15 protein-coding genes are annotated in these 13,714 nt (G+C 66.5%); 9 read left to right on the forward strand and 6 right to left on the reverse strand.

The genetic code is table 11. The features are described from left to right. The first annotated feature begins 59 nt into the window (after positions 1-59). Entirely contained in the window at positions 60-761 is a 702-nt protein-coding gene (locus GV027_RS09610) for an NAD-dependent deacylase (RefSeq protein ID WP_159511714.1), read from the forward strand. On the opposite strand, the gene lgt is transcribed toward GV027_RS09610, so the two are convergent. The 4 genes from lgt to lepB all read right to left on the reverse strand — a co-directional run bounded on the left by lgt (position 762) and on the right by lepB (position 4,482). Next, complete coding sequence (lgt, locus tag GV027_RS09615; protein WP_159511715.1) at positions 762-1,592, reverse strand: prolipoprotein diacylglyceryl transferase; 831 nt, start codon at positions 1,590-1,592, stop codon at positions 762-764. Positions 1,593-1,853: 261 nt separating this feature from the next. Further along, positions 1,854-2,771 (reverse strand): GTPase Era, encoded by a 918-nt coding sequence (gene era / locus GV027_RS09620; protein WP_236559143.1) that lies wholly within the window; start codon positions 2,769-2,771, stop codon positions 1,854-1,856. A gap of 242 nt (positions 2,772-3,013) precedes the next feature. Then, complete coding sequence (gene rnc / locus GV027_RS09625) at positions 3,014-3,676, reverse strand: ribonuclease III family protein (protein ID WP_443029529.1); 663 nt, start codon at positions 3,674-3,676, stop codon at positions 3,014-3,016. Beyond that, entirely contained in the window at positions 3,673-4,482 is an 810-nt protein-coding gene (gene lepB, locus GV027_RS09630) for a signal peptidase I (RefSeq protein WP_031395171.1), read from the reverse strand. The genes rnc and lepB overlap by 4 nt, the downstream gene beginning before the upstream one ends. Before the next feature lie 167 nt (positions 4,483-4,649). Here lepB and pgi point away from each other — a divergent pair, with 167 nt between their 5' ends. The 3 genes from pgi to gorA all read left to right on the forward strand — a co-directional run bounded on the left by pgi (position 4,650) and on the right by gorA (position 8,081). Continuing rightward, positions 4,650-6,140, forward strand: coding sequence for a glucose-6-phosphate isomerase (gene pgi / locus GV027_RS09635; protein ID WP_159511718.1), 1,491 nt, complete (start codon positions 4,650-4,652; stop codon positions 6,138-6,140). A 159-nt stretch (positions 6,141-6,299) separates the two neighbouring features. Beyond that, the gene (locus tag GV027_RS09640) at positions 6,300-6,626 is read left to right on the forward strand and encodes a DUF4174 domain-containing protein (RefSeq protein ID WP_268893578.1); all 327 of its coding nucleotides are present in this window, start codon (positions 6,300-6,302) and stop codon (positions 6,624-6,626) included. Positions 6,627-6,725: 99 nt separating this feature from the next. Next, positions 6,726-8,081: a glutathione-disulfide reductase gene (gene gorA / locus GV027_RS09645; RefSeq protein ID WP_159511720.1), complete on the forward strand. Its 1,356-nt coding sequence runs from the start codon at positions 6,726-6,728 to the stop codon at positions 8,079-8,081. 3 nt (positions 8,082-8,084) lie between these two features. Here gorA and GV027_RS09650 read toward each other — a convergent pair whose 3' ends face one another. Then, entirely contained in the window at positions 8,085-8,867 is a 783-nt protein-coding gene (locus tag GV027_RS09650; protein ID WP_159511721.1) for a crotonase/enoyl-CoA hydratase family protein, read from the reverse strand. 98 nt (positions 8,868-8,965) lie between these two features. Here GV027_RS09650 and GV027_RS09655 point away from each other — a divergent pair, with 98 nt between their 5' ends. Both GV027_RS09655 and GV027_RS09660 read left to right on the forward strand, forming a co-directional pair. After that, the gene (locus GV027_RS09655; protein WP_159511722.1) at positions 8,966-9,388 is read left to right on the forward strand and encodes a PaaI family thioesterase; all 423 of its coding nucleotides are present in this window, start codon (positions 8,966-8,968) and stop codon (positions 9,386-9,388) included. Then, the gene (locus GV027_RS09660) at positions 9,382-9,783 is read left to right on the forward strand and encodes a PaaI family thioesterase (RefSeq protein ID WP_031440033.1); all 402 of its coding nucleotides are present in this window, start codon (positions 9,382-9,384) and stop codon (positions 9,781-9,783) included. The genes GV027_RS09655 and GV027_RS09660 overlap by 7 nt, the downstream gene beginning before the upstream one ends. Before the next feature lie 37 nt (positions 9,784-9,820). Here the strand turns inward: GV027_RS09660 and GV027_RS09665 are convergent, their stop codons facing one another. Then, on the reverse strand, positions 9,821-10,945 hold the full coding sequence (locus GV027_RS09665) for a PQQ-dependent sugar dehydrogenase (protein ID WP_159511723.1): 1,125 nt from the start codon (positions 10,943-10,945) through the stop codon (positions 9,821-9,823). Between the two features lie 179 nt (positions 10,946-11,124). On the opposite strand from GV027_RS09665, the gene rimP reads away from it, so the two are divergent. The 3 genes from rimP to GV027_RS09680 are packed head-to-tail and all read left to right on the forward strand — an operon-like array spanning position 11,125 to position 13,684. Then, entirely contained in the window at positions 11,125-11,718 is a 594-nt protein-coding gene (gene rimP / locus GV027_RS09670) for a ribosome maturation protein RimP (protein ID WP_159511724.1), read from the forward strand. Beyond that, complete coding sequence (gene nusA, locus GV027_RS09675; protein ID WP_159511725.1) at positions 11,718-13,445, forward strand: transcription termination factor NusA; 1,728 nt, start codon at positions 11,718-11,720, stop codon at positions 13,443-13,445. The genes rimP and nusA overlap by 1 nt, the downstream gene beginning before the upstream one ends. Continuing rightward, complete coding sequence (locus GV027_RS09680; protein ID WP_031392998.1) at positions 13,445-13,684, forward strand: tautomerase family protein; 240 nt, start codon at positions 13,445-13,447, stop codon at positions 13,682-13,684. The genes nusA and GV027_RS09680 overlap by 1 nt, the downstream gene beginning before the upstream one ends. Positions 13,685-13,714: the final 30 nt, after the last annotated feature.

Here is a 13,714-nt window from a genome sequence, read left to right on the forward strand (position 1 = left end):
GCGAGATATCAGCGCGACTGCGGCTATCCTGGCGACAGCGCCATACGTAGAGAGTGACGATGCAGGATCTACGAAACATCGTCATTCTGACGGGCGCGGGCATCTCCGCCGAAAGCGGCATCGCGACGTTCCGCGGGCCGGGCGGCCTATGGGAAGATCACCGGGTCGAGGATGTCTGCACCCCCGAGGCACTCGCCGCGGATCCGGAGCTGGTGCACCGCTTCTACGATCTCCGTCGGGCGGCGCTGGCGATGGTCGAGCCCAATGCCGCGCACCGTGCGCTGGCGCGGCTGGACGAAGCATGGGACGGCGGATTGCTGATCGTCACGCAGAATGTCGACGACCTGCATGAGCGGGCGGGCGCGACGCGGATGCTGCATATGCATGGCGAACTGCTGTCCGCGCTATGTGCCGTCTGCGGCGCGCGCGAACCCTGGGCCGGCAGCTTGCCGGAGGGGGCGATATGCGGCGCCTGCGGGTCGGCGGCGCTGCGGCCCGACATAGTGTTCTTCGGCGAGATGCCGTACCATATGGAGCGGATCGAGGCGGCGCTGGCGCAGGCCGATCTGTTCGTGTCGATCGGGACTTCGGGGGCGGTGTATCCGGCGGCCGGCTTCGTGCAGACTGCGGCCTATCACGGCGCCGCTACCTTGGAGCTGAACCTCGACCCTTCGATGGGGAGCGTGTTTTTTGAGGAGACGCGGATCGGCGCGGCCGGAATGCTGGTGCCAGCCTGGGTCGATGAGGTTCTGGGGCGATAGTCACGGGGCGACGCGCGCGCCCTTGAGCGACCGGACGTAGAACCAGATGCCCGCGCCGATCATCGGCACGCTCAGCGTCTGCCCCATCGTCAGCCCCCACCACAGATGGTCGAGCCCGGCATCGGGCTGGCGGACGAATTCGAGCAGGAAGCGCGCGGTGCCGTACAGGATCAGCCCCGCCCCGAGCAGATGGCCGGGTCGAAGCCGCGCGTCGGTGCGCCAGAACAGATAGGCCAGCACGATCATGCTGAGACCGCCCTCGAGTGCGGCTTCGTAGAGCTGGCTCGGGTGTCTGGGAATGCCGTCATGCGTGCCCGGAAAGATCACCGCCCAGGGAAGCGAGCTTGGCCGACCCCACAACTCCCCGTTCACGAAATTGGCGATCCGCACCAGCATGAGGCCGAACGGGGTTGCACACGCCACGTAATCGCACACCCGGAGCAGCGACAAACGGTGGCGCCGCGTGAACAGGACCAGGCTGACGATCACCCCCAGGAACCCGCCATGCAGCGACATACCGCCCTGCCAAAGCTTCAGCACGTCGAGCGGCGCACGCCAGATCTCGGGCCGGTAGAACACGCAATAGCCGAGCCGGCCACCGATGATGATGCCCAGCGTCAGGTAGAAGACGAGATCGTCGACATGCCCCGCCGTCATCGGTGCACCGGACCGACGGAGCATCCTCCGCAGATACCACCAGCCCAGCGCGATCATCGCGATATAGCTGAGCGCGTACCATCGGATCTGGAACAGGCCGAAATCGAGCGCCACCGGGGACAGATGCAACTGGTCGTAGCGGATCGCGGACGTCGCATCGATCAGGGTTAGCATCGCGTGGTCCTCGTCCGGATTCTCGGGCGAGGTCTACGGTAGCATCAATAGATTTCAGGAGGTCGCGGGTTTGGTACAATAGGCGTGGGCGTGACGCATTGCCGAGCCGAACTCTGTCATCCGCTCGAACGCTACCACCCCGGCGAAGGCCGGGGCCCAGTTGGGAAGGCCTGAGTAACAGCGCGCTGTCCGTCGTGACGACCGTCCCCCAACTGGGCCCCGGCCTTCGCCGGGGTGGAGTGTGGTGGTCGTGGTCGCGGGTCAGTCGACCCAGTCTAGCCCGATATCGCGGTACACTTCGCGGTCCTCGTCCCAGCCCGGCTTCACCTTGACGTGCAGGTACAGATGCACCGGCTTGCCCGTGATCGAGGCGAGTTCGATGCGCGAGCGGGCGCCGATTTCCTTGATCCGCACGCCGCCCTTGCCGAGCACGATCGCGCGCTGCGTCGGGCGTTCGACGAGGATCTGCTGGTGGATCTCCAACGACCCGTCCTGGCGCTCGATATACTGCTCGGTCTCGATCGTGCTCGCATAGGGGAGCTCGGCGTGGAGCTGGAGATAGAGCTGTTCGCGCGTGACCTCGGACGCGAGCGCGCGCTCGGTCGAGTCGGAGACCTGGTCTTCGGGATAATGCCACGGACCTTCGGGCATCGCCTTGGCGAGCTGCGTCTTGAAGTGCGCAAGGCCGTCGCCGGTGCCCGCGCTGATGAAGAACGTCTCGGCGAAGGGAAGCAGCGCGTTCAGCTTTTCCGCGTGGATCAGGAGCTTGGTCTTGTCGGCGAGATCGACCTTGTTGAGGATCAGCCAGATCGGCTCAGGTCGACCGACCAGCGACTCGACGATCGCCGTGACCTTGCCGCCGATCCCGCCCTTGGCGTCGACCACCAGCGCGATGATGTCCGACCCTTCCGCGCCACCCCAGGCGGCGGCGACCATCGCGCGGTCGAACCGGCGCTTGGGCTCGAAGATGCCGGGCGTGTCGACGAGCAGGATCTGCGTGTCGCCTTCGATCGCGACGCCCATCAGTTTGGCGCGCGTAGTCTGCGCCTTGGGGCTGACGATCGCGACCTTCTGGCCGACGAGCGCGTTGACGAGCGTCGACTTGCCCGCGTTCGGGGCGCCGACGATGGCGACTAGGCCGCAATGCTTCGGGTCGGGCTTGGTATTCGTTTCAGTCACATATGCTCTTTTCGAACTGGTGTTGCGGGCACCTGTACAGCGAAAACGGCTGTTCGTCATCGCGTCGCGAGAAAGCAGGTTGGTTCACGCGGAGGCGCGGAGGCGCGGAGATGGTGTGGATGGGGCTCGCGCCGTCTGCGATTATGCGCCGTCGATCAACTCGGAGTCGTTCGGGGCAGGACCGGAGTTCCATTCGCTGCCCCCCTCCGCGTCTCCGCGTCTCCGCGCGAACAAAAGCCTTTTTAGCTCAGCTTCTCCAGCAACGCCTTGGCCGCCGCGGTTTCGGCCTCCTGCTTGCTCGAGCCGGTCGCCGTCGCCTCGGCGAGTTTGCCGATCGAGACCAGCATCGTGAATTTGGGCGCGTGGCCGGGGCCGGTACGCTCGACGATCGTATATTCGGGCGGCTTGCGGTTATGCGCGGCGGCCCATTCCTGCAGCGCGGACTTGGGGTGCTGCGGCGCCTTGGCACCGGCCTGGACGCGGTCACCCCATGCGCCGCGGACGAACGCACGTGCGGCGTCGAGCCCGGCCTCCTGGTACCAGGCGCCGATCAGCGCCTCCATCACGTCGCCCAACACATTGTCGCTGTCGCTGGCGCCATCGTCACGTGCCTGCTTGCCGAGCTTCAGATGCGCGCGCACCCCCAGTTCACGCGCCACCTCGGCACAGACCGGGCCCGTGACGAGCGCGTTCAGCCGTTTCGACAGCGACCCTTCGGGATCGGTCGCGAACAGTTCGTACAACCATTCCGCGACGATCAGCCCCAGGACGCGGTCGCCGAGAAATTCCAGCCGCTCGTAATTCGCCTTCGCCTGGCTGCCATGCGTCAGCGCGCGCTCATAGGGTGCCAGATCGCGCGGCCGGCGACCGAACACGCCCGCCAGCCAGTCGCCGAGGTCGCTCAAAAGCCTTCCCCGATCCGCTCCCAGCGCGCGGCGCTGACCCAGGTCCAGGGTTTCAGCCATTCGGCATTGCCGTCGGTCGAGAAGAAGCTGACGACCGCCTTGCCCTCGACATTCTCGAGCGGGACATAGCCCATCCCGCTTGGTGCGGGGAACCGGCTGTCCCCGCTGTCGTCGCGGTTGTCGCCCATCACGAAGATATGGCCGGCGGGTACCGTATAGACACCCGTGTCGTCACGATCGGGCAGCTGCGCCTGGTCGAGCACGGAATAGCTGCGGCCGCCGGGCAGCGTCTCGCGGTAGCGCGGATAGCGACAGATCTGGACGCCGTCGGCGACGTCGACGAACGGCGCGCCGCATTTCTCCGCATCGAAATTGGCGGTCAGCGGGATCGTGAAGTCGGCGATCCGCGCCTTGGGAATCGCGGTGCCGTTCAGGTACAGCGTCCCCTGCCGCATCTGGACGGTCTCGCCGGGCAGGCCGATCACGCGCTTGATGACGTCGTGATCGAGCACTTCGGGCGCGCGGAAGACGACGACGTCGCCGCGCGTCGGCGTGCTGCCGAAGATCCGCCCCGGGATCAACGGCACGCCACCCGGCAGCGACCAGCGCGAATAGCCATAGCTCCACTTCGACACGAACAGATAATCACCGATCAGCAGCCGGGGCAGCATCGATTCGGACGGAATGCTGAACGGCGCGAAGATGAAGCTGCGCAGGATCAATACGACCACCGCCAGCTTCAGCAGGAAGCGGAACGTCTCTGCGGTTTCGGATCGGGCCGGTTTGGTCTTCGCGTCTTTTGCCATGGCCGCGGGTTTGCTCAACCGGCGCGCGCCGTCAAGCATATGCAGCATCCGCCATGTCCGGAGACCATCCGGACACCCCCGGAGACCCAATCGCCTCTCGGGACGTTATGGTGTTCTTGCTCGCGCCGCCGTATCGGTGCGCACGAATTCCAAATCGGAGACTTTGCATGACCGCCGACTGGTCCAAACTCGAAGCCCTGCCCGCCGCCAAACTCACCGACCTGTTCGCCGCCGACTCTGAGCGGTTGTCCAAGCTGAGCCTCGACGTCGCAGGCATCCACTTCGACTGGTCGAAGACGCACCTGACCGCGGACATGATCAGCGCGTTCGAGGAGATGGCCAAGGCGCAGGACCTGTCGGGCAAGCGCCAGGCGATGTTCGCGGGCGAGATCGTCAACGTCACCGAAGGTCGCGCGGTCGAGCACACCGCCGAGCGCGGTGAGGGCAAGCCCGAGAGCGTCGCGATCGCACAGGCCAGCCATTCGCGGATGCGCACGCTGATCGACGCGATCGAGGCGGATGCGCTCGGCCCCGTGCGGCATATCCTGCATGTCGGCATCGGCGGGTCCGCGCTGGGGCCGCAATTGCTGGTCGACTCGCTCGGGCGTGACGACAAGCGCTATGACGTCGGGATCGTCGCCAATGTCGACGGCGTCGCGCTGGAGGACGTGTTCGAGCGCTTCGATCCGGCCGCGACGTTGCTGGTGGTCGCGTCGAAGACCTTCACCACGACCGAAACGCTGATGAACGCCGAAGCGGTGCTTCAGTGGATGAACGAGCATAATGTCGAGGATCCGTACGGCCGTGTGATCGCGCTGACCGCCGCGCCCGAAAAGGCGATGGAATGGGGCGTCGACGAGACGCGGATCCTGCCGTTCGCCGAGAGCGTCGGCGGGCGCTACTCGCTCTGGTCGACGATCGGTTTTCCGGCCGCGATCGCGCTCGGCTGGGACCTGTTCGAGGAGCTGCTCGAGGGGGCGGCCGAGATGGACCGCCATTTCCGCCTCGCCGCGCTGCACGAGAATGCGCCGGCGCTCGCCGCGTTCGCCGACCTCTATTACACGCAGATCCGCCATGCCGAGACGCGCGCGACCTTCGCCTATGACGAGCGGTTGCGGCTGCTGCCAAGCTATCTTCAGCAGCTGGAGATGGAGTCGAACGGCAAGTCGGTGACGGCCGACGGCCAGCCGCTCGGGCGGCCGTCGGCGGCGATCACCTGGGGTGGTGTCGGCACCGAGGCGCAGCATGCGGTGTTCCAGTTGCTCCACCAGGGCACGCACCTGGTGCCGGTCGAGTTCGTCGCGTCGATCGAGCCGGGCGATACGCTGCCCGAGGAGCATCACAAGGCGCTGTTGCTCAACGCGTTCGCACAGGGTGCCGCGTTGATGGCGGGCAAGCAGGTCGAGGATCCGGCGCGCAGCTATTCGGGTGATCGGCCGTCGTCGACGCTGCTGCTCGACGATCTCGACGCGCGCACGCTCGGGGCGCTGATCGCGTTCTACGAGCACCGCGTGTTCGTGAACGGCGTGCTGCTGGGGATCAACTCGTTCGACCAGTTCGGGGTCGAGCTGGGCAAGGAGATGGCGAAGGCGGCGGAGAAGGGCGGGCAGACGTTCGATCCTTCGACCGACGATCTGATAAAGCGCGCCTTCGGGTGATTTTTGGGGTGGGCGTGCGCTGAGTGCGCCCCACCCCACTCCGCCACCCCGGCCTTCGCCGGGTTGGTATTGGGGGGACCGTGCGCGTACCTCGAGCGTTACCGCGCTATGCCCATCCTCCTCGCCGTAGCGCTCGCCGCCTCTCCCACCCTCGCGCAGATGCGATGGGAGCGCCGCGTGTTGATCGTTGCGGCCCCCTCCCCGCAGGACCCGGAACTCGCCGAGCAGCGCCGCATCCTCGACAATTGGGCCACAAAAGGCGACGAGCGCGACCTCACCGTCGTCGAAATCGTCGGCGATCAGGTCCGCGGTGCCGGGGACAGCGCCCCCGCGCTGCGCCGCAAGTTCCGCCTTCCCGCCACCTTCACCGCGATCCTCATCGGCAAGGATGGCGGCGAGAAACTGCGCAGCGCACACCCCTTCCCCGCCGTCGTGCTGGAGCGGACGATCGACGCGATGCCGATGCGGAGGGCGGGTCGGCGATAGAGCCAGCCGATCACCCTGATCGCCGCATCGGTCTTGTCCGCGCATCCCCCCTGCCCCAGATGGCATCCAAAGCCGCAGCGCGACGTACAAGGATAGCCCGTGACCGATACCCAATTCGACTATGACCTCTTCGTCATCGGCGCCGGCTCGGGCGGCACGCGTGCATCGCGCGTTGCCGCCGCGCATGGCGCGCGCGTCGCGGTTGCCGAGGAATATCGCGTCGGCGGCACCTGCGTCATCCGCGGCTGCGTGCCCAAGAAGCTGCTGATCTACGGCGCGCATTTCGCCGAGGATCTGAAGGACGCCAAGCGCTTCGGCTGGCAGGTGCCCGACGACTGCGCGTTCAGCTGGCCGACGCTGCGCGACAACGTCATGGAGGAGGTCGACCGGATCAACGGCGCCTACACCCAGACGCTCGAGAACAACCATGTCGACATCATCCACCAGCGCGCGGTCGTCTCTGCCCCCAACGAAGTCACGCTCGCCGACGGCAGCAAGAAGACCGCGGCGAAGATCCTGATCGCGGTCGGCGCGCACCCGCTGGTGCCGGACTGCCCCGGTGCCGAGCACGGCATCACCTCGAACGAGGTGTTCCATCTCGACGATGTGCCGAAGCGCGTGCTGATCGCTGGCGCAGGCTATATCGCCAACGAATTCGCCGGCATCTTCCATCAGTTCGGCGCGCACGTCACGCTGATCAACCGCACCGACGTGATCCTGCGCGGCTATGACGAATCGATCCGCGACCGGCTGCTCCAGATCTCGATGAGCAAGGGCATCGACTTCCGCTTCAACGCGGCGTTCCAGGGAATCGACAAGGGCGAGGACGGTTGCCTGACCGTGCACACCAGCGGGCACGAGCCGATCGTCGTCGATCTCGTCCTGTTCGCGACCGGCCGCCTGCCGAACACCAAGGGCCTCGGCCTCGAGACGGCCGGGGTCGAACTCGACGCGGCGGGCGCGGTGGTCGTCGACGAGGACAACCGGGCGAGCTGCGACAGCATCTTCGCGGTCGGTGACGTCACCAACCGCATCCAGCTGACCCCGGTCGCGATCCGCGAGGGACAGGCGTTCGCCGACACGTTCTTCGGCAACAAGCCGACCCGCGTCGACTACGCCAACGTCCCCGCCGCGGTGTTCAGCCATCCGCCGATGGCCGGCGTCGGCATGACCGAATCGCAGGCCAAGCAGGCGCTGGGCTCGGTGAAGGTCTACACCTCGGACTTCCGGCCGATGAAGAACGTGCTGGCAGGGCGTAACGAGCGCTCGCTCTACAAGATGATCTGTGACGGCGAGACCGACCGCGTCGTCGGCATCCACATGATCGGCCCCGACTGCCCCGAGATCCTCCAGTCCGCCGCGGTGGCGGTGAAGGCGGGGCTCAGCAAGGCCGATTTCGATGCGACTGTCGCGCTGCACCCGACGATGGCGGAAGAGCTCGTGCTGATGAAGTAGCGCCTAGTCGACGAACACCGCCGCGCGCTTTTCGAGATTGGCGCGGACCTGTTCGATCTGATTGGGCTTGCGCATCACCTGCCCCTGCGCGTCGCTTTCGGCGCGCAGGATCGCCGCCGAGTCCGCATCGGCGGCGAGCGTGTAGAGCGCCTTCGACCCCCGGATTGCCTGCGGATTCTTCGCGGCGATCACACGGGCCATCGTCATCGCGGCGGCACGGGGATCCTCGTCCAGCCGCGTGACGAAGCCGTGATGCAGCGCCTCCGCCCCGTCGAACTCCCGCGCGGTGTAGGTCAATTCGCGCAGCACGTCGTCGCGCGCCAGCGTCCGCCACAGCGCGATCCCCGCCATGTCGGGTACCAGCCCCCAATGCGTCTCGCGGATCGCGAACCGCGCGTGCGGGTGGGCGATGCGGATATCCGCGCCCGACATGATCTGGAACCCGCCGCCGAACGCGACGCCGTGGACCGCGGCGATCACCGGCATCGGCAACGTCCGCCAGCCCCAGGCGACCTGCTGCACCAGATTCGCATCGCCATACGTCCGGTCGTCGAGCGACAGCCCCGACCCGCCGCCCGCCATCGACGCCATGTCGAGCCCCGCGCAGAACGCTCGGCCCTCGCCCGACAGCACGACGACGCGCACCTCGGCTATCCCCGCCAGCCGGTCGATCGCGGCGGCGATCCCCTCGAACATCGCCGGATCGATCGCGTTCATCTTGTCCGCGCGATTGAGGCGGACATCGGCGATCCCGTCCGCGACGGCGATGGTGACCCGGTCGTTCATGGCGATCCTCTCTCATGATCTCGTTGCGCCCGATGCTAGCCCCGCCCCGCATGTGCGGCAATGTTGCGTGGCGGTCGCTGGCGTGTAGAGGTCGGGGCATGGATGGCTTCGACGCAGAGCGGTTTACACGACATGGGTTCGGCGGGCACGGCGCCGCGCTCGGGATGCGCTATCACGCGCATGGTGCGGACTGGGCGGAGCTCGCGCTGCCCTATGACGAAAAGCTGATCGGCGATCCGGCCAGCGGCGTGATTGCGTCGGGGCCGATCATCACGATGATGGACATGGCCGCCAGCATCGCCATCTGGATCCGCCGCTCGGCGTTCGTGCCGCATGCGACGCTCGACCTGCGCGTCGATTATCTGCGCCCGGCGATGCCCGGCAAGACGGTGATCGGACGCGGCGAATGCTACCGCATCACCCGGTCGATCGCGTTCGTCCGCGGCCAGGCGCATGACGGCGATCCCGCCGATCCGCTTGCCCATGTCGCGGGCACGTTCATGGTGCTCGGGTCATGGTGAGCACGCTGCCACCCTATGCCGCAACGCTGGGCGTCGAGATCGAACGCGACGCGGAGGGTCGGCCGGTGCTGCTGATGCCGTTCGGCGACGACGTGATCGGCCGCCCCGGGTTCCTCCACGGCGGCGCGATATCGGGGCTGCTCGAGGTCGCGGCGATCGCGGCGCTCTACCATGCGATCGAGACCGAGGGCCCCGAGGACGCCAGCGTGCGGATCAAGCCGGTGACCGTCACCGTCGATTTCATGCGGGGCGGCCGCGACAAGCCGACGCGCGCGGCGGGCGTGGTCACCCGGCTCGGCACGCGCGTTGCCAATGTCGAGGCGACCGCGTGGCAGGACGACCGCGACAAGCCGATCGCGGCCGCGCGGATGAATTACCTGATCGTCCGCGACTGACCCCGCCCCCCGCCCGCGGGCGGGAGGCGATACAGTCTTACCGCGCCGTCAGCTTGATCAGCCGCCCCTGCGATTCGCCACCGTCCTCCAGCACCCAGATGGCGCCGTCGGGCCCCTGTTCCACTTCGCGGATACGCGCGCCCATGTCCCACTGGTCGCCCTTGGCGGCATTGGTGCCGTTCAGGTCGACGCGGACGAGCGATTTCGACGACAGCCCGCCGATGAACGCATCACCCTTCCACTGCGGGAACATGCTGCCCGAATAGATCATCAGCCCGCCGGGTGAGATCACCGGGTTCCACGAGACCTTGGGCGCCGCATAGCCGTCGCCGGGCGTGTGGTCGGGAATGTCGCGCCCGTCATAATGGCTGCCGTTCGACGCGTTGGGCCAGCCGTAATTCTGGCCGGGCGTGATCAGATTGACCTCGTCGCCGCCCTTCGGCCCCATCTCCTGCTCCCAGAGATTGCCCTGCGCGTCGAATGCGATGCCAAGCAGGTTGCGATGGCCATAGCTCCAAATCTCGGGTGCGAAGCCCCTGGCCGCGAGCGGATTGCCGGGCGCGGGCTTGCCGTCGAGCGTCAGGCGCAACACCTTGCCGAGCGTGACCTTGGGATCCTGCGCCGGGGTAAATTTCTGGCGGTCGCCATTGGTGAAGAACAGATCTTTGCCGTCTGGCGAAAACGCGATGCGGCCCGAATAATGGCCATTGCCCTCGACGAACGGCCGCGCACTGAAGATCACCTCGATCTCGCCGAGCCGCTCGCCCCCACCACCGTTAGGCCGCAACCGACCTCGCGCGAGGACTACCCCCTTGCCGCCCGCACCCGCCGAGGAATAGCTGAAATACACGCGCTTGCTCGTCGCGAAGTCGGGCGCGAGGACGACGTCCATCAACCCGCCCTGCCCTGCCGAATCGACCGTGATCGTCGCGACCGTCTGACGCTGCTTCCCATCGGCCGAAACGAGGAGCATTTCACCGGCCTTCTCCGTCACCAGCATCCGCCCGTCGGGCAGCACCGTCATCGCCCAGGGTGACTCGAAATCGGCGACGACCGTTTCGCTGAACGGCTTTTCCCCCGGCGCGGGCTGTGCGGAACAGGCAGCGGCGGCGAGCAAAGTGGCGGATATCAGGCCGGTGGCGGCCAATGTGCGACGGATCATGATCTTCTCCCGGAAATCCCTGCGCCAACGCGGCGTGACGAACGAAGGTTGCTCCCGCTTGCGAAGCGTTGCCATCGCGGGTATGGAGATCCTACTTTCTCTACATCGCCAGATGAAGAGGCTGCGGGGTTCGCTCCGCGGCGCTGATCACCTGTGCTTTGGCCCTGTTTGGAATTGCGATGGCGAATATCGCCCTGTTGACCGAATTGATCGAACCCGAAGCCAAGGCGCTCGGCCTCAGCCTCGTGCGCGTGCGCATGCAGGGCGGCAAGTCCGATCCGACGCTGCAGGTGATGGCCGAGCGGCCCGACACCCGCCAGCTCGTGATCGAGGATTGCGCCGAGCTGTCGCGCCGCATCTCGGACAAGTTCGATGCGCTCGAAGCCGAAGGCAAGGACCCGGTCGGCGAGGACGCCTATCGTCTCGAGGTGTCGAGCCCCGGTATCGACCGCCCGCTGACCCGGCTCCAGGACTTTGCCGATTGGGAAGGCCAGGAGGCGCGCATCCGCCTCGTCGAGCCGTTCGAGGATCGCAAGCAGATCTCGGGCAATCTGATGGGCGTCGAGGGCACCAAGATCACCGTCGACGTGAACAAGCACAAGATCATGACGATCGACTTCAGCCAGGTCGCCGACGCCAAGCTCGTCATGACCGACCGACTCATCGCCGCGACCGCGCCGCTTTCGACCGAAGGCGCGGACGAGGTTTTCTATCAAGATACGTCCGATGAGCCTGATGCTCGCGGCGTCGAGACCGAAGAAGGACAGCATTGATGGCCACGGCAGTCACCGCAAACCGCGCGGAACTGATCGCGATCGCGAATTCGGTCGCGTCGGAGAAGATGATCGACAAGGCGATCGTGATCGAGGCGATGGAGGACGCGATCCAGCGCGCGGCTCGCTCGCGCTACGGCGCCGAGAACGACATCCGCGCCAAGCTCGACCCGAACACCGGCGATCTGCGCCTGTGGCGCGTCGTCGAAGTGGTCGAGGCGGTCGACGACTATTTCAAGCAGGTCGACGTCAAGGGCGCGCAGAAGCTCCAGAAGGACGCCGCACTCGGTGACTTCATCGTCGATCCGCTGCCCCCGATCGAGTTCGGCCGCATCGCCGCCCAGGCCGCCAAGCAGGTCATCTTCCAGAAGGTCCGCGACGCCGAGCGCGAGCGCCAGTTCGAAGAGTATAAGGACCGCGCGGGCGAGATCATCACCGGCGTCGTCAAGCGCGTCGAGTTCGGCCATGTCGTCGTCGACCTGGGCCGCGCGGAAGGCGTCATCCGCCGCGACGCGCAGATCCCGCGCGAAGTGGTGCGCGTCAACGACCGCATCCGCTCGCTGATCCTGAACGTCCGCCGCGAGAACCGCGGTCCGCAGATCTTCCTCAGCCGCGCGCACCCGGACTTCATGAAGAAGCTGTTCGCGCAGGAAGTCCCCGAAATCTACGACGGCATCATCGAGATCAAGGCCGCAGCCCGCGATCCCGGTTCGCGCGCCAAGATCGGCGTCATCAGCCATGATTCGTCGATCGATCCGGTCGGCGCGTGCGTCGGCATGAAGGGGTCGCGAGTTCAGGCCGTCGTGCAGGAAATGCAGGGCGAGAAGATCGACATCATCCCCTGGTCGCCCGACATCGCGACTTTCGTCGTCAACGCACTGCAGCCGGCCTCGGTCAGCCGCGTCGTGATCGACGAAGAGGAAGAGCGCATCGAGGTCGTCGTTCCCGATGACCAGCTTTCGCTGGCGATCGGCCGTCGCGGCCAGAACGTCCGCCTTGCGTCGCAGCTGACCGGCAAGGCGATCGACATCCTTACCGAGGCCGATGCCTCCGAGAAGCGCCAGAAGGACTTTGTCGAGCGTTCGGCAATGTTCGAGAAGGAGCTCGACGTCGACGAGACGCTCGCGCAGCTGCTGGTCGCCGAAGGGTTCACCAGCCTTGAGGAGGTCGCCTATGTCGAGGTCGAGGAGATCGCCGGCATCGAGGGCTTCGACGAGGATCTGGCGGGCGAGTTGCAGAACCGCGCTACCGAGGCGCTCGAGCGTCGCGATGCGGCCAGCCGCGAAGAGCGTACCGCGCTCGGCGTGGAGGACGCGCTGATCGACATGCCGTATCTGAACGAGGCGATGCTCGTCACGCTCGGCAAGGCGGGCATCAAGACGCTGGACGATCTCGCGGATCTTGCGACCGACGAGCTCGTCGAGAAGAAGCGCGCAGAACCGCGCCGCCGTAACGACGATGCGCCCAAGCGCCCCGAGCCCAAGGGCGGCATCCTCGCCGAATATGGTCTCAGCGACGAACAGGGCAACGAGATCATCATGGCCGCGCGCGCGCACTGGTTCGAGGACGAGGCCCCCGAGGCGGACGCGGACGAGACTACGGTGGAAGCGGCTTCGGCTGAGGACATTGCAGCCGAGGACACTGCAGCGGACACTGCGGCGGATGACGTCGTGGCGGATGACGCTGCGGACACGACCGACGCGAAGAGCGAGGACGACAAGGCCTGATGCCGTTCGTCAGCATCCGCATTTCGGGGTCCGCCACCAAGGACCAGAAGGCCGGCATCGTCGCCGACGTCACCCAGTCGCTTGTCGAGCGGCTGGGCAAGAACCCGGCTGCGGTGCAGATCGTGATCGAAGAGGTTTCGACCGAGAATTACGGCGCGGGCGGCCAGCTGCTGGTCGACCGCGACGCCCCCAAGACGACTCCGGCGCAGGAGGACGCACATGCGGAACCCTCCCGATGAGGCGCTAGGCGCTACCGACGACCTTCCTTC

Origin of the sequence: Sphingomonas sp. T1, from assembly GCF_902506585.1 — a bacterium.
Lineage (GTDB): Bacteria > Pseudomonadota > Alphaproteobacteria > Sphingomonadales > Sphingomonadaceae > Sphingomonas > Sphingomonas aerolata.